Below are 22601 nucleotides of genomic sequence, written 5' to 3'. Positions count from 1 at the left end.
TCTTTGGTGGTGAGAATGCGATGCGAGAACGCATGGTATGGATTATCTTGGGAGCTTTGTGCCTAACCCTCTTCGTGTGCCTGCTGCTTGTCGTCATACGGTATCTCGCCGTGTTCATTGCGATATTTCTGTTTTTGTTGTTCTTGGTTATGTTTGTTCAAGCCAGTTACCCCGCTTTTCGACGTAAAAAGCGCAAGCGAAGATGGCGTAAGCCGAAATGGTAATCATTTTGATCCGTCGGTGAAGTTCCGATTCAGACGGAACGCATTGTGATAAACGACAATTCGCTAAAAATGTTGGCGCAGATTTAATTCATTTTGCGTCGAATTTTTTTTGCTGGCGATGCCGTATCCGACCCAAAGTTCACTTCAAACGCGATTTGAAAAACGGCTACGGTGATACTCACGATTGGGCTTACAAAATATAAACCATTCCCCGCGTAGTGAACGATATCATAGATACTCCATTGATACTGGGACAAAAATACCAGCGTCATGATGACGTTACATGCGATAAACGTAATCAGTGCTCTCCACCACATCAGTTATCCCTCCAGTTGTAGCCTGTGTAGGAATCCGCAAGGTCATGTACACCGCAAATTCCACCATTGGCCCTGTCCGATATTTCCTGACGCGCATAAGATGCCATTGGAATGCCGAAGGGAGGCGGTCGGTGTGGGAGCGTATAGTGTGCTTGCACGAATCCCAGGCACAGTAGAAAATGACGCGTTTTACTTCACACTGAATGTAAATGGGGTAGATGTGCCGCAGATGATTCTCGACACAGGCGCATTCGAGTTGACGTTTAATGCGACAGTGGCGGATAGTCTCGGACTCAAAAACCTCGGCCCCATACAAATTGGTGGTGTGGGTGGTACAGTGCAGGCTTACCAGTCCGTTTGTACGTTGAATTTCGGAGGTCGGACATATCAAGACGTACCTTGCATTGTCGATCCCGACTTCTCAGGTTCGGGACTGTTTGGGCTTCGTTTTTTTGTGGATAGTCAATATGCGCTTGCCTTGGATCCCATCAGTCAGCAGTTTTTTATTTTGGGTGGATCAACCGCCAGTTGATATGAGTATATTATGCTGCACAGCGTGTATACTGTAACTCCCGAGTGCAAAAGCACGATGAAGGGCCGCGCCCAGAACACCATGGTGATGACAGATGGAGGGCGCGGTATTTTTGTGCAGTGTTGCGCAACTTATTTTAAACGCTTGATTGTTGGTGGCTTTCTTGGAGGAGTCGGAGGTGTAGGCGGGTTCATGCCAAAGGCGTTTTCCATATCCTGTGTAACTTGTTTTAAAGCCTCATAACATTCCTCATCGGAAACTGAGGAATCCCAGATTACATCACAGTGCCCATCTTCGTAGACGATGACGTTGACCACATATCGAACATCGCTCATTCGTATCCTCCTTTATACGTGCCATTCCTTCTACGGTATATGATACACAAACACGATTTCCCTTTCACTAGGATTCCAGTTCAACGATGTCCCACCCTCTAATACGCAGAGGACATTTGCCGCGCAATTTCGCAGTCCGACTGAGGTTGTGAAACATATCCTGGGTTAGGAGGCGATTTTGCAATGGCGACATACCGAATTATTGTTGACATTTCACAACGGAAATTACATTTATTAGACGGTAACAGAGTAGTGAGGTCCTTTCCCGTGGGCATTGGGAAAATCGCGACAAAAACGCCGCTAGGCGAGTATCGAATTGTGAACAAAGTACCGAATCCAGGGGGAGCGTATGGCGCCTATTGGATGGGGTTGTCTCGGCCTCATTACGGCATACATGGCACCAATCGTCCATCGAGTATCGGGCATTTGGTATCCCATGGATGCATTCGCATGTACAACAACGATGTCGTGTACCTGGCGAAATTGGTTCCCTTGCAGACGCGTGTAACCATCAGAAAATAGGTATCTAGATAACCTTGGAATGAAAAAATAGGACAGATGTACTGTCCTATTGACCTTCGCGCTTTATTGTTTTGATTTTCCAATAGGATTCTTTTACTATCTGCGGCATCCAGGGCAGCCTGGATCGACTACAACATTTCTCGTAACGGGGACATAGTAGTGTCTTGGAACGTTGACAATGACCCGGCGATTGATGTTCACGACTGGATGAATATAAGGGACCGTTCGTGGGATATAGGTATTGTGAACGTTATAGACAGGTGGGCAGATGTGAGCAGGACAGTTCATCGTTTATACCTCCATTTCATTCGGTCTTGGTAACAATAAATGCAGGTATGGAGTGCTTGGAAACCGACTTTCGCCTGATTCATGACAGTACTGTTAGGGGATGACTTTCACCCACTACCCATCACGGTAGTGGTTTGTTCGTGTTTAGCGCGCTTTGGTTCTGGACAGCCATTTTTGCCTTGTTGGACGAACACCCTGCGTTCGGGATACCTCACGATTGGCACTCTTTTCAAAGCTTACAAAAACATCGGTGATTAGCTTTGATACGACCATCACCACCATATAGCCTAAGAAGAGATAAAAATAGTTCATCCAGTAATACAGGTGGAACATATTGAGTGCCGACATAATGGGTTTGAATACAAACGCAAAGATTAGGCTGGTGATTGTCGCGTAGAGGTAATAATTCCTGTGGGTATTCGTCGTCCACTGGTAAACCAACATGTACACGATAGGCACGAGTGAGACATCTAACGACACGCTCATCGGAAGAAATGGAATGAGTTTGTACGGATACGACCATAATGCACGCTCAGCCCCAAACGCATCAATATACCCAAACCAGACGTGGACATTAAATCCGAAGAATCCAATCAGCAGTGCTCTTCTCCTGTCTAACATCACGTAAAGAAGTACCAGCGGAGCAATCAACAAAAAACAAGTGAACCAAAATTGCCAGGTGGCAGGACCGGAGTAAAGTGACCAGTAATGGGTCCACTGGTCAATGGTCGATCTCTGCAAGTGATTCATATGGCTCAAGTACTGACTTTGTGATTCCGGCACGTTGAGGTCCCTTCCTTCAATCTTTTACATTAACTTGCGCATATTTTTGAAAAAATTCTTGTGAGAGAGACAAATCGAAGATGTGACGGAATGATTGGAATGGGAGCCTGTACGGTGTGTTTTAAATAAAATCCTTCGTCTGTCGATGACGAACAAAACCGTCAGCCCCACCTACGCTGACGGCCTTGGCAGCCACCATTGCTGCCCTACCCAGAAACACGAGGCCTAGTATATGCCATGTCAGCTGAAAAGTATGTCGAACGGTTGTGGCTGAACTTTGTGAATTTAGAGCAGGACATCATCGTTACTCAAAATTTTCTACTGTGGTGTTTCAATGATCGAGGCACACTATTACGTATCCAAGTGAAAGAGGTGAAATTCTTGGGACCAGAAATGATGTCGTGGTTTAGAGATGCAGATGGTGAAACGTTCGTTTGGGCACTCATCGCCTCAGCCATCATTGTAGGTACGTGTTTCGGGTTGTGGTATTGGGACAGATTTCTAAATCAAGTGCACGAAAATGAGAATTTGCGAGACAGCGACAGTCAAAAGTAAATGGAAAGGCACCCTAAGGGGGTGCCTTCTGCTTAAACTGAATACATCAGGTTTTTCTCTTGTTTCTGAAGTACATGCTTAAGTAAAATAGTGGTGCCGCAATGATAACAATTCCACCTACACCCCATATCCACTCGTATGACAAGTTATCACCCCCTTGTGCACACTCCTCGGAAGTTCCTGTTACACGCTTTCGTCGATGTGAGATTCATATATTTTCACTTAATGTAAGCACGTGTAGGGTTTCTATACATTTGCGGTGAAGGGCATCGCGATATCCAGGGAATACAGCATTCGGTCATGGGTGGAAAAGCATCCTAATAGTGGTTAGGTATTATGATTTTGGTTTTAATGTTTTTTCAAGAGAGCGAAGTGCTAATACATTTCCAGTAATACCGAACACGAGCCGTCCTCCTTTACTGATGGATATGCTGTAAATATATAGTTGCTGGATTGCCAGCATAAATCCGATAACACGGTTGAACCACCTGTACACCGGACCGCCATTCGGAAGCGCTGCGATGCCGCCGGCGTTATCCCTTTGTGGTCCGGGTTGTAAAAGGACCGAGGTTGTGGAAAATGCCATTTTGTGCGGAAAGGAACCGTAACCTACACCTGTTATGCCAAAGGAGTTTTGCATTAGACCCCAACCTACCCCCAGATTCAACAAGGTAAGGATAATTCGGTCCAGCTCGTTGTGGTTTCTTTCTTTCAGCATGGATTGGATGGTTTGTAACTTGAACAGGTCGGACTGAACTGTAAAAACGATGCCACTGCCTACCACTGTGGGATTTTGAATGTATGCCTGTCCTGTTAGCAGTAAAAAAGCGAGTAGCGCTTCGAGTTTGATAAACGTTTGTGCAGTCAAGCTGCCTTTCGGGGAATTGCCGGGGGCGCGCAAATATCTGGATGCACCGGAAGTCAAACGCGAAAAAAGGGGGCCTCGGACGACAAACGCGAAGAAGCCAGCGCGAAAGGTGAGTACATTGATGTCTACATAGCCTAGCGCAATGAGTAGGCCTATAATTTGCCCAAGTTGTTTTCGGGACAACGTCAGAAATAAGTCCATTAACGGTTCACCACACTCGGTGGGGACTGTGATTTTTTCCATACTGGTGTCATTTTTGCAATTGCATACAAGGCCAGAAGTGACATTCCAGCGACGGATACGACTCCGAATCCGTCACGAATTTTATTTGAGCGTTTTGCAGAATTCGATTTTTCACCGTTTCTCGCACATATATAGTGTACGAACTATCAATGGAACACTATATATAGTGTCAAATGCGTTGTGAACGTTAATTCTGCAAAACGCTCATTTGTGAAGCGCACCGAGTTATCTGGTGTATTCATACGATGCCCTCCGTTTATGATGGCATAAAAAAGAAAAAGAAAAACAAAGCAAGTCCTGTAATAAATAGAATGGAATCGTGAATTAAATCACTTTTCGACACTGCCATGACTCGCATCCCTCAGTCCGTTTTTTCCATGATATTCAGCAGAGGACAGAAACGATTGTACGGCGGCACGTTGTTTTCGCGTGTTTGTCGGTGTTTGATGGAATAAATTGCTTTTAAGGCGCCAGTACGACGTCCAACTCGTTCGCCGGAATCCGATGTAGTACGATATGAAGTCACACAGGTCGAGAAAGCGGCGCCTGCCTTGGCTTTCCGGCTATTTGAATGTGGAATTTGTGTGAGGACTTTAATTCGCACGTATGTTTTATTGCTTCCTGCTCACAATTTTGTTGTAAGGGGGAATCAATCAGATGTCAAAGAAGCACCCAGAGCCCACGCACAACGATGCGAATAAGACACTCCCGATTGAGGAACATGAAGAGCGAGTCCAGGGTGAGACGAAGAGATCCCGTCAAGGCAAAGGAAAATAGCCTCATCATCGCGACGGCTGTTGCAAGAGGGTTATGAAAAAGAAGGGGGCAGCGGATGCTGCCCAAATTTAGGGTGTTTGTGTAATACCAGGGTATGTACAAGCACTGTGGAATTCAAGTGGAAAATCTGTCCATATCGTATTGCAGGGTTGAACATGCGTTGTATGTGGTGTGGTGCGCGACACCATCTCCATAAAAAAACCACATGACTTCCATTGTGACTCCACATCGAGTTTTTATAATTCATGCTGTGGCGGCCCCTGTCCGTCATGGTCAGATACTTTGGGACAACTTTCGAGTTGTCCTATTTTTATATTGTATTTTCCCGTTTAATGGGTCGTACGGCTGCTGAGCATACGAAGTGGGATGATGCGGGTTGGTGTCGGGTAGTCTAAAGGTAATTCGTTGCGTGACAGCAGGGTGTCTAATTGAGCATCGGCTATTCTAAGTGGTGGTGTGTGAACATGGCTTTGATTGTCATTTCCATAATCATTTTAAATGCTACAGCCATTTTTATGAGTAGAGTCCAATATACTGTGTAAAAAGGGATGGCACCCCGGGGCATAAAATATGAGCCATCCGCCCCTCTTTGGTAGAATGTGAGATTGGAGAAAACCACATTACCAGGAGGGAAACGAAAATGGCTCAATACCAGATTACCCTGAATGACGAATCTTTGAAAGACCTCTTTCTGCAGGATGGGGGTGTCGCGAAGTTGGTCGAACAGGTGCTGAATCAAGTATTACAGGCTCAGGTCACGGAACAGCTGAAAGCGAGTCCGTATGAGCGGACTGAGGAGCGGCGAGGGTACCGTAACGGAACATTGCCTCATCCCATCACGACACGTGTTGGTCGGCTCATCCTGCAGGTTCCACGGATTCGCAATGGCGAGTTTTCAACGGAGCTGTTTGCCCGCTATCAGCGCAGTGAACAGGCACTGGTGATTGCGTTGATGGAGATGGTGATAAACGGTGTATCGACACGCAAGGTGGCCCAGATCACGGAGGAGCTTTGTGGGACGGAATTTTCTAAGTCCACAGTGTCGGCGCTGTGCAAGCGGTTGGATCCAATCGTCGCAGCGTGGAACGAGCGCAGCTTGCGGGAGCACCGATATCCGTTCGTCCTGGTCGATGCTCTGGTGGTCAGGATTCGGGAAGACGGGCGTGTTCGGCCTCGAGCTGTGATGATTGCCGTAGGTATTAACGAAGATGGATATCGCGAGATTCTGGGCCTGATGATTGGTGACAGTGAGTCAGAGGCAAGCTGGCGGGCGTTCTTTGCTTGGCTCAAATCACGGGACTTACGAGACCTAGACATTGTGGTTTCAGACAGTCATGCAGGACTCGTCCGTGCCCTTCAGACGGAATTCCAAGGCTGTACCTGGCACAGATGTCAGACACACTTTATGCGCAATCTGTTGGACGCTACACCAAAGTCACTGCACGAGGATGTCTACACACGTGTACGGGCCATCCTGGATGCGCCCGATATCCAAACAGCTCGACTACTCAAAGACAAGTTTGCCGAGGAGTACGCTGAGCGGGCACCCAAGGCCGTGAAAGTGCTGGAGGATGGGTTCGACGATGTAACTGCGGTGCTGGCTTTGCCTGAGCGTTATCGCCGGCGATTGCGCACGACCAACGGCGTGGAGCGACTGAACGAAGAAATCCGGCGCCGTGAGCGCGTCATACGCATCTTCCCCAACCGGGAGTCAGTGATACGGCTGATCGGGGCACTGCTGATGGAGATTGACGAGGCGTGGACAACAGGCCGTTGCTACCTTAACATGGAAGAATACTGGAAGTGGCGCAAGGAGCAAGAAGTCTCAGACCAACAAGAAAGTAACGCCCATCAGCCGTTGAGTAGATTGTGAGCATGATGCGACACATTCCGAAGAGGGGATTTTACACAGCATTTTGGACTTGATCTTTTTATGCACAAGCGAATTCATTGGTGGGAACTGTATTCGAACGCTTGGTTTGCTCTGTTTTTCGAGTTATTTGCCAATACGTACATCGACTTAAAGTACGACTTGTATGGTTTTTTTGATAAAGGGCCGAGTTGGCAAACCATTTTAATGATGTTTGGTCTGTATCCTGCGGGTAATGCAATTATTCTCAATTTTTATCCCTACAGAAAACATTGGATTCGGAAGATTTTGTACGTTATCTCAATTGATATTATCTGTACCTTATATGAACAGGCAGCCATTCATTTTGGCGTAATGTATTATCATGGCTGGAAGTGGTGGTATTCCGGCTTGGCTTATCTGATTATCATCCCCATTCTAGTGTGGAATAGGCGCATATCCCGCAAGCTCGTCCACAAAGCATACACGGACTAGGAATTGAAAATTACCTGGAAAATTCTGGGTCAGTACGTAACCCCTCATTGTGAAGTCATTTTAAGCTGCACGATTGCATGTTACTTGTCTCGATGCCGTGTATCTATCCTGACATATTCCCCAAATCGAAACAGTATGTTAAACAGTGGCGCCTGTCCATTGCACTGCCAGAAAGAGGGGGAGCATGTGCCTGGAGAATTGTCTGCGTTACTCGCTACCGTTTGTTATGCATTATCTAATATGTTCTTGAGGAGAGGGCAAGAAAAGACGCTTCCATCTGATAACGGCTTATTTCCGATTCTCGCAATTGGTGGCATCATTCTAACTGTCAATTTGATTTTTGACGGAATTGACGATCCGGCACCTCTCTTAATTGGAGAGGGCTGGGTGAAAAATGTGTTTTTTTGTATGTCAGCGGGCATCGTGGGGACGTTTTTAGGAAGACTAGCGCTATATGCTGCGATTCGGAGAATTGGTGCTATCAGAGGGATTATCTTTATCGCCATGGCGCCAGTTGTCACCCTGATGATTGCGATTTCCGTTCTAGGAGAACGGTTGAGTTTACTGGATGTCATCGGAATCGCGCTGCTTGCCTCTGGAATTGCAATTTTAGTGGTCGAGGGCATCGCGTATTCAGATAGAAATATGTTCTCTAAAGTTGTTCGTTCAGGGACCGTGGTCGCTGTGGTGGCAACGCTCTGTCAAGGAATCGGATACTCGTTTCGAAAATTGGGCTCTGGTATTCCGATTGATCCAATTTTTGCCGCAGCGTTAGACACACTAGCGGCGCTTTTCGGGTATATTCTGGTCCTTGTGATGATGGGGAAATTGAGGTTCTATATACAATACTATTTGACCCATATCAACCTTTGGTTAGTTGCCTCTGGATTCCTCAATGCGGCGGCTGTATTTTTGTTTTTTGAAGCGGTCTCTGAAACGAATGTTTCTGTTGTCTCAATGATTACTGGAAGCCAACCTGTTGTGATTGCATTGTTGTGTGGGGTGTTTATGCGGGACTTGGAGCGGCTGACCCGCTTTACCATCATGAGTTCCATCTTTGTGACCTTAGGGGTTGTGATGCTTGGCTTGAAGTAAAGGCGATCATGGCAACGCCTTATCTAAAGCTCCGCGCCCAAGTAGCATGAGGCTTCGAGGGCGCGGTTGTACGACGTCATGGAGGTGTCTGTCCATGGTCATGAACGAAAAATCCCTCAATTCCAGAAGGGGATGTCCTTAGTCCTCGACTTCTGTATGATCTCGCACCACATGCGTATATTGATACCCGTGTTCGCAATGCATGCACTGCACGAGCACAACGAGTTCTCCTTCGGGTACAACCACTTTATTCACTTTCTCGCATTTTGGGCAAATTGAGTCCACTTCCCAGTGCTTATGTGTCGTCATGTCATCGCCTCCATGAAGTGCAATAGAAGTCCAGCACGAGAAGCATAATCTCAGTACATCAAAAAACGATTGAAATGGTCTCATGTTGAACATCGCGGGGCGAAACAGTGATCGTCGATGTTTAATCGGAAATGTTGGATTGTGGGGTCTTGGTCGTGTCGTACGAGAGAAGTTCGGATTCTAAGTCGGTCGACCGCAACCTGTATGGGGTATGTTTGTTCTTTTTGATTCTAACCATCTCGACCATACCGTCCCCATATAGATAAGCGTGAAACCGAAACGTATCCTTCGCTTGTACGATTTGAATAGTTATCGGGTTTTGATTATGCCCATGAATCAATCCGCCTTCGTATAAAAAATTTGCAGCATGAAAAGCATTGATAAATTTTGAGAGCTGCTCGCCTTCTAATGCAATCTCGTTTACCTTGATGGATGTAATCAGATCTCGTTTGAGTTTCGGGTGAGTCGCAAACATGTTGAAGAATTTGTCCGCCCAAGCTGTTGGGGGGCTCATGAAGAATGCACCGATGATGTGAAGTGCCAATAAAATCATGATAATCCAGAAAACCATGTAAAGAACCCCTCTAGAACCGACTTTAACTTTATTATGTAGTATAGATCACGCAGACAGTCATATTCATATTATCCCGGATTTCGACGATTGTGTCCTCATGAACTGGTGTGAATAATTGAAAAGGTGCTCCCCGTATGGCTAAGATGAGTTTGTCGAGAACCACATCTTCGCTAGGAAGGAGCACCTTTTGGGTGAAACAATATAATCATACACGAAGTCAGTTTGCTCGTAAAAGCTCTACAATTCATACTCGCTACGATTTGAATGCCGCCACCTCCTTTGGCGGTGCAAGTGGTCTCATAGATTTCGTTTTGGGAACGGGTATTGACAGGGAGTTTTGGGTACATGGATTACGCAAGGGCAGAAACACCCAGTTCCACATGGACGATATTGCTCTGACCGTCATTTTCGGTTCCTTGCTGGGTCAGGAACGGATTTTCCACTTTGAGGACATCGAACAAGATCCCCTGTTGAAGCTGAAGTTGGACGTGCCGAAACTGCCTGATACGACTCTGTTGTATAAGGATCTGAAGCGGCTCGGTTCCGACGCTGGCATCAAAGCGATACGTTCGGCGCATAGACAAATCCTAAGGTCACTTCTCCCCAAAGGACAAGGCATCGTGGTCGATATCGACTCCTCTGTAGAGACTGTTTATGGCGCGCAGCAACAGTCCGCTGTTGGATATAATCCACACCATCACGGACGAGCGAGTTTCCATCCCTTGCTGGCGTTTGATTCACTCACTGGTTGTTGTCTCTATGATGAGTTGCGCTCTGGTGACGCCCATACATCAGATGGATTTGCGGATTTCTACAAGGCGATGAAAGACCAGTTGCCGGATGGCGTCAACATTCGTGCCGTCCGCATGGATAAAGGGTTTACCGGAGAAAAAGTGTTTCAGATATTGGAGCAAGATCAGCGGGATTACGTCATCAAACTGAAGTGGACCAAGCGACTCGCACAGTTGGCGCAAGCGCCAAATCTCCTCTGGCACTGCATCACAGAGAGTGACCGGGAACATTGTGACGTTACTTCCATCATGTATCAGGCAACATCCTGGGACAGGCCTCGGCGGGTCGTGATTGTGCGTCGCTTAGACATTGACCCCCAGGAGTGCCTGTGTGCGGATTGGCTCTGGGAATACGAGGCGATTGCCACAACGTTTGACTGGAGCGGCGAGGATGTATGGCACTTCTATAACTTTCGTGGTAACGCTGAGAATCACATCAAGGAAGCCAAATATGGATTTGCCATTGACCGATTCTCCAGCCAGAATTTCGATGCCAACAAAGCGCTGCAAGGTCTAAAGCTACTTGCGTATAATCTACTCCTGCTGTACAAGCACGTCGCGCTTCAACCAGGGGTGCGACAGTGGACCGCCGGACGGCTCAGACGAAGACTATTCCATCTACCTGGGATTCTAGTGCGTCATGCACGCCAGTGGAGCATTCGTCTTCCCGTGTATGCAAAGCATCGGTCGTTGATCATGCTTCATGCCGCCACGTAGATTTTTCTTCCAATTGAAAAAGTGGAGTTCATAGCCTGGCTTGGGGAGGGGGGAATTGTGTCCATTGCTCTAGTTCCGTACCATGATTTCGCCGTGTTCGCTAACAAATCCACCAAATACTTGAAAACATGCCCCGGTCAATGACCTCAATCACCTAATCGTCGAAATCCGGGTTTATACAAACTTTTAACTACTCTAAGCAACTATATCCAGGAGTGACCCACTGTCTGAGAATGTGAGTCACTCCAACGATATCATACTTATGCACTTCGATTGACCTAGGCATTGTCCCGCATTGCACCGTGTGTCTTTGCTACGTTAATCTTCATACCGCTTCATGACTAATACGGCATTGTGACCGCCGAAGCCAAATGAGTTCGATATACCGACTTTCACCTCTGCATTTCTAGCCTTTTGAGGGACATAGTCGAGATCACATGCGGGGTCGGGGTTTTCCAAATTAATGGTCGGTGGGATGATACTTTCTCGAAGCGTCTTCACAAGTGCGACGGCTTCAACGCCTCCAGCGGCGCCTAGCATGTGGCCCAGCATGGACTTGTTCGCGGTAACTGTCAGTTTGTAGGCGTGTTCGCCGAACACGCGCTTGATAGCGCTCGTTTCAACTGCATCCCCAATTGTACTGGTGGCGTGGGCGTTGATGTGATCAACTTCTTCCAAGCTGATTCCAGCGTCTTGAAGCGCTTCTTGCATCGCCTGAACTTGACCTGTACCATGCGGCTCTGGGGCAACGATGTGGTATGCGTCGGAAGACGCACCATAGCCAATGATTTCAGCATATATCGTGGCGTTCCGCTGTTTTGCGTGTTTGAGTGTCTCTAGTACTACGATTCCAGCGCCTTCGGAAGCGACAAATCCATCTCTGTCAGCGTCAAAGGGGCGACTAGCGCGCTCTGGTTCGTCATTTCGGGTCGAGAGTGCGGTGGCATTGCCAAATCCCGAGAGGGTCAGATCATTGATAGCTGCTTCAGAACCGCCCGCGATGACGACATCCGCTTTGTCTTGTTGCAACAGTCGGTACGCCTCGCCAATTGCGTTATTTCCGGTAGCACATGCGGTGACAGGGGCAACGCAGGGGCCTGTAGCACCAAAGTGAATGCTGACTTGTGCTGCTGCCATATTGGGAATCATCATGGGAACCAATGTCGGACTTACTCGCTTTGGTCCACGATTTAGTAATGTCTTGTGACTTTCCAACAATGTTTGAAGTCCACCAATTCCACTGCCGATATAAACGCCAACTCGGGCGCTGTTTTCGTCATCCATGTTGATTTTTGCGTCTTCCATCGCTTGGTGTGCGGCAGCCAACGCGAATTGACAAAACCTATCCATCCGACGAGCTTCGCGACCAAGCAATTCGTCGGGCTGAAACGTTCGAATCAGTCCTGCGATTTGTGCCTTATGCTGTGATACATCGAATGAATCGATCTTGGAAATACCAGACTTCCCGGAAATTAAGCCATTCCAGAAGGTGTCTACATCGTTTCCGAGTGGCGTAATGACGCCCATACCTGTGATAACCACTCTCTCCATGGTTGACTCCCCCAATCGTCTTGTCTACTCCTTAGGTTATCACCCGCTTTATTCTGGTACAGGTTGCAGTTTATACTGGTATCAAGAGTAACACGATGCCATTTCTGATGGAGGCTTAACATTGAACGATCTCATGCGACGGCAAGCACTGTCCGATTTTTTAAGGACGCAAAGAGGTAAACTTCAGCCGCATGACGTCGGTTTACCTGTTAGTGGTCGACGGCGTACGCCAGGTCTTCGACGCGAGGAAGTCGCACTTCTGGCAGGTGTTAGTACCACTTGGTATACATGGCTAGAGCAGGGGCGCGATATCTCAGTGTCCCCACAAGTGCTCAATTGTATCGCCGATGCACTTCGCCTGACACACGACGAGCGAAAGTATTTGTTCGTACTTGCGACAGGGCAATACGAGTCGTCGCTTACCGCGAGCACGACCGAAGTAAGTTCAGCCATCCACTTGATTCTTCAGCAATTGCATTTTTACCCGGCGTTTGTTTCGGATAGAAGGTGCAACATCATCGGTTGGAACGAAGCCGCGGCTAAGGTTTTCATCGATTTCGGTGAACTGCCTGCGGAAGAACGAAATATTCTGTGGATATTATTTACCAGAAAAGAATTTAAGGTGTTAGCGGAAAACTGGAACGATTTTATCCGTGGTTTTGTGGCGATTTTTCGCTCCTATTACGGTCAATTCATGGGGGACCCTTGGTACATTGATTTTGTCGACAAGATTAGCCAGGTCAATCCCGAATTTCAGAGTTTTTGGAATCACAATGAAGTGAGTTCGGCGCCTGACATGTTTATTGAATTTAGGCATGCGAAGGCAGGAAAAATGCTTTTTGACCTTACTTCACTGCAAGTTCAAGGTAGCAATGATATCCGGATTAGCGTGTATACGCCTTCAAAAGGCACCAATACGGAGGAAAAAATTAAGAAGCTCGTGAAACACGAGGATTGACCGAAGTGCGGGTAGGTGATTGGGTGGATCGCATGCAATCATATACAGCAATATGCCACAACACACCTCAGAGGTTGTGGAGTGTTCCGATGGGTATCATAGAAAGTTACCTGCGCGTGAATCATGATATCCATCGGAACCTGTCATGCTTCATGGTTCGACTATACTGGTTGATAACCTCGAAACGCCCCAGTTTCCGCATCCACGGATATAATCATCGTCACTTCGTGTTTGGATAGTCTGCCCGGAGACTTGTATTGAACGACGGCTCGATACACCAGTGGGATGTCGCCGTTGATGGTAAATTTCAATCCTTCAGGATACCAATCAGAGTCGTGGAAAAAGGCGGACAAGCGACATTCGTCAATGACCCACTTTCCCTCGTGGGGTTCGGCGTGAATGAGGGCTGCCATGTGTTTCACAGCTAGCTCTGACGCCTCAGATGCAGAAATAAAGGATCTCATAACGCTCGCTTCTTTCATGCAGGATTTCAGGGTGTCACGATAACGTGGCGTCACAGCGTTTGAATCATATCACGAATATCTCATCGTTTCATCGAAATTTCCTCATAAACAGTTATGATGTTATTGAGTTGCCTATTTTATGAGAACGTATGAGATGACCGATGAGGTGACGGCTATGGCACGCGTCTTGTTGATAAATGCAGGTTCCGAAGGACATATCAATCCTACACTCGGTGTGGTTCAAGAATTGATTCGCCGTGGTGAAGAGGTCGTTTACTTTACGGCTGAACAATTTCGTGCGGATGTCGAACGTACGGGCGCAAAGGTTGTCACGTTCGACATAGAGAAATTTTTGGAGGCCTTTCTTGCGGGGGGACGCACGCCATGGGCGCGAGTGGGGGGACTTTTGCGGACCGCTTACATCGTGATTCCTAGTGTTTTGGAGCAAACAAAAGACGGGCGGTTTGATTACATCATCCATGACTCCATGTTTGGTTGTGGACGTTTGCTGGCGCAATTGCTTAACTTGCCGGCCATCAATTCGTGTACCAGTTTTGCCATCGACGAGAACCAGTTTAATCGTTTGCAAGAGCAGTTATCGCGCAATTTTCCAGATGACGTGAACGCACGTGGAAAACAGGAGTTTGAGCAGTTGGTGCGTCACGTGCAAGAGAAATATCATGTACAAGTACAATCTGCCTACGAAGTTTTCTGCAATCCAGCGCCGTTGACCATCGTCTATACATCGAGGCGTTTTCAACCGAATGGAGAAGGATTCGACGAGTCGTATAAATTTGTTGGACCGTCTGTCATTCCGCGTCTAAACAGTTCGTTTGATTTTTCGCAAGTCGACACAGACAACTTGATTTACATCTCACTTGGTACGGTGTTCAATCATGCAGTCGAGTTTTACAAATGCTGCTTCGAGGCGTTTGCAAACACAAAGTACACTGTACTTTTATCCGTTGGTAGACAGACGCAGATAGAGGAACTTGGGGCCATTCCTGCGAATTTTCTTGTTCACCAATACGTACCACAGCTCGAAGTCTTACAACACGCAAAAGTGTTTATCACGCACGGTGGAATGAATAGTACAAGTGAAGCACTGTATTACGGTGTGCCGCTGATCGTACTGCCTCAAAACGCGGATCAACCTGTGATCGCGCGGCGCGTAGCTGAAATCGGTGCGGGCGTCTATTTGAATCAAGACGGACTATCTGCGGACGAACTTCGAGCGGTGACAGAACGCGTGCTCAAGGATGCGTCAATCAAAAAGGTTTGTGAGGAAATTGGAGATTCGTTCCGAACGGCCGGTGGGTATGAGCGAGCTGTCGATGAGATCTTTGCATTCAAGCGAAGTCGAGGAATTGCGGACTAGCGTTTCTCGTCACATTGGGACTCTTTGCGGTAACCACAGTACTGCCGTAGTTCGCTTCGCACGAGGGAATGAATCATGGCTCTCTCGATGACGCAGATTCCATGTTGGCAAGTTGTTCGTCGTAATGATTGAGCTTCCTGTTTAAGAGTCCAAGTAGATACTGAAGTTCACGAATCTTGCCTTCAATCTGCGTCTTCTGCTCCAAAATGATTTGTCGCTTTTCGAGGAGGGCTTCATCACCAAGGTCATTCAGTTCGTTGAATCTCTTGATGGAGTCGACGGACATCCCGGGTTCACGCATACAAAGAATCATGCGGATTCTCCTCACATCGGATTCTTGATAAATCCGTCTGCCGTTGGGCAATCGCTCAATCGGCGGGAGTAGCCCCTCAGATTCGTAATATCGCAAGGTGTGCGTGGGCAACTGAAACATGTTCGCGATTTCTTTTACTGAATACCCCATATATATAGCTCAATCTCCTCATGCTCGAGTGGACTCGTACTTTAGATACTACCATTGGGCCAAACTTGTCGGAAAGGATGGTAGATTTTGTACAGACTGAAACACCCATTGCGATCCCGCTCGACTCGCGGTTGCATGTATGCTGCTGTTATCTGGAAAAGACCGCGAATCTCGTGTGAGGGACGCGGTCTTTTGGCAGTATGCCAGGCTCGGCGGGCGTGTATTTTCTTACTCGGTGTCATTAACGTACCACGGAAAGTCGGTTTGTGGCGGATAACCACTGGGCTGATTCCGGTGATGGCTTGGCGGCGTTTGTTGCTGAGTTTGATGGCCATGATGATGATTGTGAAAATGAGGGCTAGGAATCCGTAATACGACCCCTTTGTGAATCATATGTGGGTTTCGAATGCCATTTACTCTGGCGATTTCTTCGACTGACGTATCGAATTTCTCAGCAATCGACCACAATGTATCCCCGCGTTGGACAATATATCGCATCATTGAAAATTCCCTCCTGAATGGTTATCGTCGCCCACAACATATGGCAAAAGTCCAGAAGGTGAGTGTGCGTTCGCCTAGTGAGTCATTTATTTTGAGATAAATTGCTTTTTATGGGTTTTTATTTAGCTGTCAACCTCATAATGATATATGGGGTGATAGACATGTATCGTCGTGTGAATCAAGTGGTTATTTATTATGACGATGCTACCAGCACTGCAGAAGACAAAGCCAATTGGTTTCTGAAGAACTTGCATAAAAGTGAATTGGTTCAGATTCAACATTTTACGGAGTTCACACATGAACCTCACGGGGTGCCTAAAATGTCTATCATGATTGTATACAGAAAGGCAATCCAGGACGAAGTCTGATCGGATCGCGTTGAATATAAAGTCATCAACCGCTGCCATGGGATTTTTTCCACAGGCACTGCTTCAATATGGTTTCGAAAATTACGCAGTATAGTCAGCTTGTGACGCACAGTTGTTCTTGTCTCCACAAGCACCATCCTTAGCCCTTGCAGAGATGCAAGGGCATTTTTCTGCAATCATGCGAAAGGTTCTTGTTCCCTGCATATGAATTATTTTTTGGAAAGGTTGTTCTCCATACTTGCGGCTGCGTCCTTAAATGTGTGTTGATATAGGGGGAAAGAAATGGTCACCGTTGTTCCCTTCCCATATTCACTCGTAATATCCATAGTTCCAGAGTGGTCTCGAATAATATTTTGACTCACAACTAAACCCAGACCGGTTCCATCTTCTTTTGTGGTGAAAAAAGGGTCTCCAATTTTGTTCATAATCTCGTCTGGGATGCCAGTGCCGTGATCGGAAAATGACACGATGACAAGTTCACCCGTCTGATGCATCCGAATCTGCAGAACGCCGCCACCGCTCATCGATTCCATGCGGTTTTTAATCACATTTACAAAGACTTGTTTTAGTCGATTGAACTCGGCTATAACCGGCGCCTCATTGCTGTCTAATTGAGTTTCAATTTCAACGTTGTTCATGTGCGCCTGAGCACTTAAAAGATTTACAGTATCCATAAGAACGTCAGGGAGATTAATTGGGCGATATTGCATTGCCTGAGGTTTAGCAAGGGCAAGCATTTCATTCGTGATGCTTTCAATTCTGGCAAGCTCACTCTGCATGACAGAAAAATATTTCTGCTGTGAATCATGCACAGTATTCTCCATTAATTGTAGAAACCCCATCACCGATGTGAACGGATTTCTAATTTCATGCGCAATACCGGCTGCTAGTTGCCCCACAGCTCTCAATTTCTCGTAGTTTATCAACATTTGTTGAGCATTCCGCAACTCTGTCATATCCTTAGACACGGCGGAATCGAAACAATTTTTCCCCGAGCGTTTCTAATCGGTGATAGTCGCACTAAGACATTAAGGATTTGACCGTTCTTACATATCTTTTTCCCTTCGTACTCAACGAATGGCACTTTTCCTTGGACAACCTCGCGAAATTTGGTTCGAATGGTTTCGAGTTCATCAGCAGGGGTAATCGGAAGAAGGCGACCAGCTAGCTCCGCTTGCGTATACCCAAATAACGATTCAAAAGCGGGGTTCACCATAACAATCCGCATAGACGTATCGAATACCGATAGCGCATCCGTCGTATGATTAAAAAATGATTCCATAAGTTCTTTTGTGCCCCATAGGCGCTTACATAAAATGTACAATAGGATAGTTGTTCCGACTGTCAAAATCAAAAATCTCTCGGAATTAACGAACCAAGGAGTTAAAGTCTCAAGTAGTGGTGTAAATTCTTCAGGAGGCTGAATCTTGACGAAAAAGCCATCGAGTGCAATCTACTAAAAGTGTGCAGCAATCAGTAGAGGAGGCACTTCGATGGCTTATACGGATAAGATCGCACTTTTGGAGTTAATTCGCAAGATCGGATTAGAAGATGGTGATGTGGATTTCTTGAAAGAAGGGCTGAGGGTTCTCACCCAAGCAGTGATGGAGGCTGAGGTGAGCTCCCTGATTGGCGCTGAGCGATATGAGCGTAGTGAGAAGCGTAGCAACAGCCGTAATGGGTATAGAGAACGAGAATGGGATACTCGTGTCGGAACGATCGATTTGCAGATTCCCAAGCTTCGTAAAGGGAGTTACTTCCCAAGTATCCTAGAACCTCGGCGGAAGGCTGAAAAAGCCCTTCTGTCCGTTGTTCAAGAAGCGTATGTGCATGGTGTGAGCACTCGTAAAGTGGATGAGTTGGTCGAATCTATGGGGATTCAAGGAATCAGCAAAAGCGAAGTGTCTCGAATCTGTAAAGAACTCGACGATGTAGTGCAGGACTTCAAAAACCGCCCGCTGGAGGGGACGTATCCATATCTTTGGCTAGATGCCACTTTCCCGAAAGTGCGAGAAGGCGGACGGGTGCAGAGCATGGCGTTTGTGATTGCCATTGGTGTGCGAAACACCGGTGAGCGTGAAGTATTGGGATTTGACATTGGCACCAGCGAGGACGGCGCGTTTTGGCTCACATTCATCCGCAGTCTGATTGCACGTGGATTGCGTGGCGTACAGTTAGTAATTAGCGACGCGCACGAAGGACTGCGTAGTGCCATTGCTTCTGCGCTGACTGGAGCGACCTGGCAGCGCTGTCGTGTCCACACAATGCGCAATATTCTCAGCCAGGTGCCTAGAGCGTCACAAGCGATGGTCTCATCCATTGTCCGGACCATCTTTGCGCAGCCGACGCAGGAAGCCGCCAAACAGCAATTATCTGTCGTTGTGAAACAACTTCAAGGAAAGTTTCCAAAAGCGATGGGTGTTCTGGAACGTGCAGAGGAAGACGTATTAGCATACATGGGATTCCCGAAGGAGCACTGGAAGCAGATTTGCTCGACAAACCCGGGTCAACCCCTTCTTATTGGACAATCGCTCTTTTTTGTAGAATGATTTAATATTCCGACACCCATTTATCCGCATCCAGGATTTCTCGTTTGCGCATTAGACGCGAACTGGTTTTACTGGCATCAGTCCGCTCGTCAGATGCCGTTGGTGAAACTCAATCGGTGACAAGTAATGAATGCTTGAATGAATTCGAGCGCTGTTATACCACTTCATGTACGTGTCCACAGTCTCGTACGCCTCTGCGTATGTCGCAAACTCACATGTGGATAGTCTGTCATCCTCCAGCACTCGATGAAATGACTCGATGTGTGCATTCATGTTCGGCGTTTTTGGCGGAATCCGTTCATGCTCGATTCTGAGGTCCTCGCACGCTTTCTCAAACACATGGCTGACAAACTGTGGTCCATTGTCTGAACGAACCACGGGCATGGCTTGTTCACCCGTGAATAACTTTCGTTTCCACAACGCGCTTTGTAGCGTCATGACGACGTCCTTGGCTTCACACCGCAGTCCAATGTGGTACCCGACAATTTGTCGGTCGAACACATCGATGTATGACAAAATAAAGAAGAACTTGTCCTCCCCATGAATGTAGCCGTATTTCACATCCACCTCCCACAGTTGATTTGGTGCGGTAATATCCCGATTCCGGGCTAATTTTCTTGGGTGAGCGTTTTGCAGAATTAACGTTCACAACGCATTTGACACTATATATAGTGTTCCATTGATATTTCGTACACTATATATGTGCGAGAAACGGTGAAAAATCGAATTCTGCAAAACGCTCGGGTATGAATGTTTTACAGGACGTTGCGGTTTGAGGATCCCCAGCTCCTTACACAGCCGATATACCTTCTTCTTGTTGATGACCAGTCCATGGTGTCTGCGTAATTGGATCATCAACTTGACGTATCCATAGCCCAGTCCATCCGATTCGATCTCTTCCATCAGCCATTCTTTGATTTGTCCGTCGCTGACTTTTCGCCCATCCACCGTCAACGAGTAACCAGGTATCGGTCTCCCACCGCGGTAGACTCGTGGTTTGGGCTCATGTGTCTGTTGGAAATAGTAAGTGGAACGAGAGACCCCCACAATGCGTAGCACCCGGCTTACAGCGTAGCCTTTGGCTATCCACTTTCTTGCGATGTCTATTTTGTCCGCAAGTGAGGGTTCGCTTTTTTTAACAGGTCACGCAAGATGGACACTTCAAGCGCCTGTTCACCCAAGGTCCGCTTGAGTTGCTCGTTCGTTTTTTCGAGTTCCTTGTTCTCCGCCACCAGCTGTTGATATTCATCTGTCGTGATATTCGTCGAGCCGGTTCCTGTTTTCCCGATCGAAAATCCACCATTCTTATAGAGGCTTACCCAACGGTTCACCACATTCGCACGAATCTCATGTTTGCGAGCAACGTAAGCGTCAAATCCTCCACACACTTGACTTCGCTGGTTGTAGCAATAATAATGACAATCGATAAAATTCCCCGCCTGAATGTCAGACGGGGAATCACGTGTTTTATGATTTGCCTTTAGGTGCACGTACTTCCTCAGGCAATCGCGGTGACCAAGGTAGGAACTGATCTAACGAGTCATTATCGTTGATGTCGATGTTGGGCAATTGCTCAAATAGATATCTGAGATACGCAAACGGGTTGAGGCGATTCTCTTTCGCCGTCTCCACCAAACTGTAGGTAATCGCACTGGCCTTCGCCCCGCGCGGCGTATTACTGAACAACCACGCCTTTCGACCGATCACAAAGGGTTTAATCGACCGTTCACTTCGGTTGTTATCCAACTCCAGATTCCCGTCTTCCAAGAAAACAACGAGCTTGCTCCATTGATTGATGCAATACGTAATCGCTTTGCCTAAAGCGCTCTTTGGCAACACGAGTGCGCTCTGCTCATGAAGCCATGCTGAAAAAGCGTCAAGCACTGGTCGACTTTGCTTTTCCCGTCCTGCTCGGCGTTCTTCTGCAGTGGCGTTTTTTAGCCCGCGCTCAATTTTGAATAACTCGTTGCAATATTGAAGCCCGCTCCTTGCGGTTGAAGGCTTCTTCTGCTCGGCCGCCGGTAGCGTCTGCAGTGCGTCATTGAAGCCGCGACGGGCATGCGACCAACACCCAACCAGTGTGGCGTTCTCCAGGTCGTGGTAACCGGGATATCCATCTACGTGAAGATACCCCTTGAACCCTTGAAGAAACTTCTTCGGATGCTCCTTCGACCGAGTTTCTTGATAGTCGTACAGAACAATTGGTGGCCCATCACGCCCGCTTCGGTACAGCCACATATATGATTTCGAATCGGCCGCCCGCCCTGGCTCGTGCAGCACTTGCAGTGTCGTCTCATCTGCGTGTAAGTAACGCTGGGTAAGTAGTTCCTCATGGAGCCTTTCGAATATGGGGCTGAGCCAACGCGTGGCTCCGGCCACCACCCAATTTGCCATGGTCTGGCGAGAGATGGCTAAGCCCTGTCGGGTAAACTGCTGTTCCTGCCGATACAAGGGCATACCTTCTACAAACTTCTTGTTCATGATATAAGCCACCATGGATGGGGACGCCAAACTCCCCGGAAACGCTGGGCGTGGCGTGCTCGCCTTGACCACGGGAGGATGAATTTCAACCTTCTCACACGGTCGGCAGCCGTAGACATATTGCACACGCTCAACGACGACCGTTTGCGCCGGAATATGCTTAAGTTCTCGGCGTATCTCTGCGCTCATTTCGTGCATGAGTCCACCACAACACGGACAAACACGTTCCTCTTCCGATAAGCGATACTCTATCCGCTCAACAGGGAGGTGCGCCAGCATAGCTGCCCGCTGTCCAGGTTGCTTCTTACGCTGTTTTTGCGTCGCGTTTTCAACCGATGGCTCTTCTGCCTCGGGTTCTTCATCCGATGCCACTTCGGCCTCATTGAACAACCGCATCTGGTCAGCATCTGACTGCTCACTGGACATTCCGAAACGCTTTTGCCGATCCAGACGCCGTTGCTCAAGCAGCAGGTTCACTTGCTGTTTCAACTCGGCGTTCTCTTGCTCCAAGGACACGCAGCGTCGTTGTAAAACTTCTATTTGTTCGATGGTTTCTACCGATGTATTTTCCATACCCATTTCTTCGACACGCATGCCCGAAATCCTTGTCGTAT

General features: G+C 47.5%; 26 protein-coding genes and 2 pseudogenes. 12 read left to right on the top strand and 16 right to left on the bottom strand.

The features are described from left to right. Positions 1-20 precede the first annotated feature (20 nt). Positions 21-224: a hypothetical protein gene (locus tag K1I37_RS16720; RefSeq protein WP_021296280.1), complete on the top strand. Its 204-nt coding sequence runs from the start codon at positions 21-23 to the stop codon at positions 222-224. A gap of 83 nt (positions 225-307) precedes the next feature. Here K1I37_RS16720 and K1I37_RS16715 read toward each other — a convergent pair whose 3' ends face one another. Further along, positions 308-541, bottom strand: a complete 234-nt coding sequence (locus tag K1I37_RS16715; RefSeq protein WP_021296279.1) for a hypothetical protein — start codon at positions 539-541, stop codon at positions 308-310. 133 nt (positions 542-674) lie between these two features. On the opposite strand from K1I37_RS16715, the gene K1I37_RS16710 reads away from it, so the two are divergent. Beyond that, positions 675-1073, top strand: coding sequence for a retropepsin-like aspartic protease (locus K1I37_RS16710; protein ID WP_021296278.1), 399 nt, complete (start codon positions 675-677; stop codon positions 1071-1073). Positions 1074-1204: 131 nt separating this feature from the next. On the opposite strand, the gene K1I37_RS16705 is transcribed toward K1I37_RS16710, so the two are convergent. Beyond that, positions 1205-1408 carry a hypothetical protein gene (locus K1I37_RS16705; RefSeq protein ID WP_021296277.1) on the bottom strand — a complete coding sequence of 68 codons (204 nt, stop codon included), beginning with the start codon at positions 1406-1408 and terminating at the stop codon, positions 1205-1207. 183 nt (positions 1409-1591) lie between these two features. Between K1I37_RS16705 and K1I37_RS16700 the strand changes: the two genes are divergently transcribed. Then, positions 1592-1930 carry a L,D-transpeptidase gene (locus tag K1I37_RS16700; protein ID WP_021296276.1) on the top strand — a complete coding sequence of 113 codons (339 nt, stop codon included), beginning with the start codon at positions 1592-1594 and terminating at the stop codon, positions 1928-1930. Between the two features lie 432 nt (positions 1931-2362). On the opposite strand, the gene K1I37_RS16695 is transcribed toward K1I37_RS16700, so the two are convergent. Further along, positions 2363-3001 (bottom strand): CBO0543 family protein, encoded by a 639-nt coding sequence (locus K1I37_RS16695; protein WP_021296275.1) that lies wholly within the window; start codon positions 2999-3001, stop codon positions 2363-2365. 237 nt (positions 3002-3238) lie between these two features. On the opposite strand from K1I37_RS16695, the gene K1I37_RS16690 reads away from it, so the two are divergent. Continuing rightward, complete coding sequence (locus K1I37_RS16690) at positions 3239-3556, top strand: hypothetical protein (RefSeq protein WP_021296274.1); 318 nt, start codon at positions 3239-3241, stop codon at positions 3554-3556. A gap of 334 nt (positions 3557-3890) precedes the next feature. Here K1I37_RS16690 and K1I37_RS16685 read toward each other — a convergent pair whose 3' ends face one another. Then, the gene (locus K1I37_RS16685; RefSeq protein ID WP_021296273.1) at positions 3891-4625 is read right to left on the bottom strand and encodes a hypothetical protein; all 735 of its coding nucleotides are present in this window, start codon (positions 4623-4625) and stop codon (positions 3891-3893) included. A gap of 1459 nt (positions 4626-6084) precedes the next feature. Between K1I37_RS16685 and K1I37_RS16680 the strand changes: the two genes are divergently transcribed. The 3 genes from K1I37_RS16680 to K1I37_RS16670 all read left to right on the top strand — a co-directional run bounded on the left by K1I37_RS16680 (position 6085) and on the right by K1I37_RS16670 (position 8883). Further along, positions 6085-7317, top strand: a complete 1233-nt coding sequence (locus K1I37_RS16680; protein ID WP_242215934.1) for an IS256 family transposase — start codon at positions 6085-6087, stop codon at positions 7315-7317. Positions 7318-7377: 60 nt separating this feature from the next. Beyond that, on the top strand, positions 7378-7788 hold the full coding sequence (locus tag K1I37_RS16675) for a CBO0543 family protein (protein WP_021298312.1): 411 nt from the start codon (positions 7378-7380) through the stop codon (positions 7786-7788). A 186-nt stretch (positions 7789-7974) separates the two neighbouring features. Beyond that, positions 7975-8883: a DMT family transporter gene (locus K1I37_RS16670; protein ID WP_021298313.1), complete on the top strand. Its 909-nt coding sequence runs from the start codon at positions 7975-7977 to the stop codon at positions 8881-8883. Positions 8884-9021: 138 nt separating this feature from the next. On the opposite strand, the gene K1I37_RS16665 is transcribed toward K1I37_RS16670, so the two are convergent. Beyond that, positions 9022-9192 carry a hypothetical protein gene (locus K1I37_RS16665; protein ID WP_021298314.1) on the bottom strand — a complete coding sequence of 57 codons (171 nt, stop codon included), beginning with the start codon at positions 9190-9192 and terminating at the stop codon, positions 9022-9024. A gap of 121 nt (positions 9193-9313) precedes the next feature. Next, positions 9314-9763, bottom strand: a complete 450-nt coding sequence (locus K1I37_RS16660) for a YfmQ family protein (protein WP_021298315.1) — start codon at positions 9761-9763, stop codon at positions 9314-9316. A 194-nt stretch (positions 9764-9957) separates the two neighbouring features. On the opposite strand from K1I37_RS16660, the gene K1I37_RS16655 reads away from it, so the two are divergent. After that, positions 9958-11274, top strand: a complete 1317-nt coding sequence (locus K1I37_RS16655; protein WP_242215904.1) for an IS1380 family transposase — start codon at positions 9958-9960, stop codon at positions 11272-11274. Between the two features lie 318 nt (positions 11275-11592). On the opposite strand, the gene fabF is transcribed toward K1I37_RS16655, so the two are convergent. Then, entirely contained in the window at positions 11593-12825 is a 1233-nt protein-coding gene (gene fabF, locus K1I37_RS16650; protein ID WP_021295355.1) for a beta-ketoacyl-ACP synthase II, read from the bottom strand. Positions 12826-12958: 133 nt separating this feature from the next. Between fabF and K1I37_RS16645 the strand changes: the two genes are divergently transcribed. After that, entirely contained in the window at positions 12959-13783 is an 825-nt protein-coding gene (locus tag K1I37_RS16645) for a helix-turn-helix transcriptional regulator (RefSeq protein WP_031217980.1), read from the top strand. Positions 13784-13944: 161 nt separating this feature from the next. Here the strand turns inward: K1I37_RS16645 and K1I37_RS16640 are convergent, their stop codons facing one another. Next, positions 13945-14247: a hypothetical protein gene (locus K1I37_RS16640; protein WP_021295353.1), complete on the bottom strand. Its 303-nt coding sequence runs from the start codon at positions 14245-14247 to the stop codon at positions 13945-13947. Between the two features lie 175 nt (positions 14248-14422). Here K1I37_RS16640 and K1I37_RS16635 point away from each other — a divergent pair, with 175 nt between their 5' ends. Beyond that, on the top strand, positions 14423-15625 hold the full coding sequence (locus K1I37_RS16635; RefSeq protein WP_031217979.1) for a macrolide family glycosyltransferase: 1203 nt from the start codon (positions 14423-14425) through the stop codon (positions 15623-15625). Positions 15626-15698: 73 nt separating this feature from the next. Here the strand turns inward: K1I37_RS16635 and K1I37_RS16630 are convergent, their stop codons facing one another. Continuing rightward, on the bottom strand, positions 15699-16088 hold the full coding sequence (locus tag K1I37_RS16630) for a MerR family transcriptional regulator (RefSeq protein WP_021295351.1): 390 nt from the start codon (positions 16086-16088) through the stop codon (positions 15699-15701). A gap of 228 nt (positions 16089-16316) precedes the next feature. Then, positions 16317-16589, bottom strand: coding sequence for a LysM peptidoglycan-binding domain-containing protein (locus K1I37_RS16625; protein WP_021295350.1), 273 nt, complete (start codon positions 16587-16589; stop codon positions 16317-16319). Between the two features lie 161 nt (positions 16590-16750). Between K1I37_RS16625 and K1I37_RS16620 the strand changes: the two genes are divergently transcribed. Then, entirely contained in the window at positions 16751-16957 is a 207-nt protein-coding gene (locus K1I37_RS16620) for a hypothetical protein (RefSeq protein WP_021295349.1), read from the top strand. 209 nt (positions 16958-17166) lie between these two features. Here K1I37_RS16620 and K1I37_RS16615 read toward each other — a convergent pair whose 3' ends face one another. Further along, on the bottom strand, positions 17167-17904 hold the full coding sequence (locus K1I37_RS16615) for an ATP-binding protein (RefSeq protein ID WP_021295348.1): 738 nt from the start codon (positions 17902-17904) through the stop codon (positions 17167-17169). 5 nt (positions 17905-17909) lie between these two features. Continuing rightward, complete coding sequence (locus K1I37_RS22005; protein ID WP_161624326.1) at positions 17910-18239, bottom strand: PAS domain S-box protein; 330 nt, start codon at positions 18237-18239, stop codon at positions 17910-17912. 211 nt (positions 18240-18450) lie between these two features. Between K1I37_RS22005 and K1I37_RS16610 the strand changes: the two are divergent. Then, positions 18451-19461, top strand: a pseudogene (locus K1I37_RS16610) (IS256 family transposase); the annotation flags it as partial. Between the two features lie 96 nt (positions 19462-19557). Here the strand turns inward: K1I37_RS16610 and K1I37_RS16605 are convergent. From K1I37_RS16605 to tnpC, 4 genes and pseudogenes are all read right to left on the bottom strand, one after another. Then, on the bottom strand, positions 19558-20100 hold the full coding sequence (locus tag K1I37_RS16605; RefSeq protein WP_272496370.1) for a DDE-type integrase/transposase/recombinase: 543 nt from the start codon (positions 20098-20100) through the stop codon (positions 19558-19560). 159 nt (positions 20101-20259) lie between these two features. After that, positions 20260-20376: pseudogene (locus tag K1I37_RS22000) on the bottom strand (transposase); the annotation flags it as partial. A 233-nt stretch (positions 20377-20609) separates the two neighbouring features. Further along, positions 20610-20996: a hypothetical protein gene (locus tag K1I37_RS16600; protein WP_242215932.1), complete on the bottom strand. Its 387-nt coding sequence runs from the start codon at positions 20994-20996 to the stop codon at positions 20610-20612. After that, positions 20974-22566 (bottom strand): IS66 family transposase, encoded by a 1593-nt coding sequence (gene tnpC, locus K1I37_RS16595; RefSeq protein ID WP_146824594.1) that lies wholly within the window; start codon positions 22564-22566, stop codon positions 20974-20976. The genes K1I37_RS16600 and tnpC overlap by 23 nt, the downstream gene beginning before the upstream one ends. Positions 22567-22601 lie beyond the last annotated feature (35 nt).

The organism is Alicyclobacillus acidoterrestris, assembly GCF_022674245.1.
GTDB classification, from domain to species: domain Bacteria; phylum Bacillota; class Bacilli; order Alicyclobacillales; family Alicyclobacillaceae; genus Alicyclobacillus; species Alicyclobacillus acidoterrestris.
Note: the sequence above shows the minus strand (reverse complement) of the source record. Positions and strands in the feature narration are given on the sequence as shown.

Excerpts from the sequence above, each read along its gene's own strand:
- K1I37_RS16705 (WP_021296277.1), bottom strand. The coding sequence starts at position 1,408 with ATGAGCGATGTTCGATATGTGGTCAACGTCATCGTCTACGAAGATGGG.
- K1I37_RS16635 (WP_031217979.1), top strand. The coding sequence starts at position 14,423 with ATGGCACGCGTCTTGTTGATAAATGCAGGTTCCGAAGGACATATCAAT.
- K1I37_RS16690 (WP_021296274.1), top strand. The coding sequence starts at position 3,239 with ATGTCAGCTGAAAAGTATGTCGAACGGTTGTGGCTGAACTTTGTGAAT.
- K1I37_RS16675 (WP_021298312.1), top strand. The coding sequence starts at position 7,378 with ATGCACAAGCGAATTCATTGGTGGGAACTGTATTCGAACGCTTGGTTT.
- fabF (WP_021295355.1), bottom strand. The coding sequence starts at position 12,825 with ATGGAGAGAGTGGTTATCACAGGTATGGGCGTCATTACGCCACTCGGA.
- K1I37_RS16720 (WP_021296280.1), top strand. The coding sequence starts at position 21 with ATGCGAGAACGCATGGTATGGATTATCTTGGGAGCTTTGTGCCTAACC.
- K1I37_RS16680 (WP_242215934.1), top strand. The coding sequence starts at position 6,085 with ATGGCTCAATACCAGATTACCCTGAATGACGAATCTTTGAAAGACCTC.
- K1I37_RS16625 (WP_021295350.1), bottom strand. The coding sequence starts at position 16,589 with ATGATGCGATATATTGTCCAACGCGGGGATACATTGTGGTCGATTGCT.
- K1I37_RS22005 (WP_161624326.1), bottom strand. The coding sequence starts at position 18,239 with ATGGAATCATTTTTTAATCATACGACGGATGCGCTATCGGTATTCGAT.
- K1I37_RS16665 (WP_021298314.1), bottom strand. The coding sequence starts at position 9,192 with ATGACGACACATAAGCACTGGGAAGTGGACTCAATTTGCCCAAAATGC.
- K1I37_RS16715 (WP_021296279.1), bottom strand. The coding sequence starts at position 541 with ATGTGGTGGAGAGCACTGATTACGTTTATCGCATGTAACGTCATCATG.
- tnpC (WP_146824594.1), bottom strand. The coding sequence starts at position 22,566 with ATGGGTATGGAAAATACATCGGTAGAAACCATCGAACAAATAGAAGTT.
- K1I37_RS16685 (WP_021296273.1), bottom strand. The coding sequence starts at position 4,625 with ATGGACTTATTTCTGACGTTGTCCCGAAAACAACTTGGGCAAATTATA.
- K1I37_RS16630 (WP_021295351.1), bottom strand. The coding sequence starts at position 16,088 with ATGGGGTATTCAGTAAAAGAAATCGCGAACATGTTTCAGTTGCCCACG.
- K1I37_RS16700 (WP_021296276.1), top strand. The coding sequence starts at position 1,592 with ATGGCGACATACCGAATTATTGTTGACATTTCACAACGGAAATTACAT.
- K1I37_RS16660 (WP_021298315.1), bottom strand. The coding sequence starts at position 9,763 with ATGGTTTTCTGGATTATCATGATTTTATTGGCACTTCACATCATCGGT.
- K1I37_RS16645 (WP_031217980.1), top strand. The coding sequence starts at position 12,959 with ATGCGACGGCAAGCACTGTCCGATTTTTTAAGGACGCAAAGAGGTAAA.
- K1I37_RS16620 (WP_021295349.1), top strand. The coding sequence starts at position 16,751 with ATGTATCGTCGTGTGAATCAAGTGGTTATTTATTATGACGATGCTACC.
- K1I37_RS16640 (WP_021295353.1), bottom strand. The coding sequence starts at position 14,247 with ATGAGATCCTTTATTTCTGCATCTGAGGCGTCAGAGCTAGCTGTGAAA.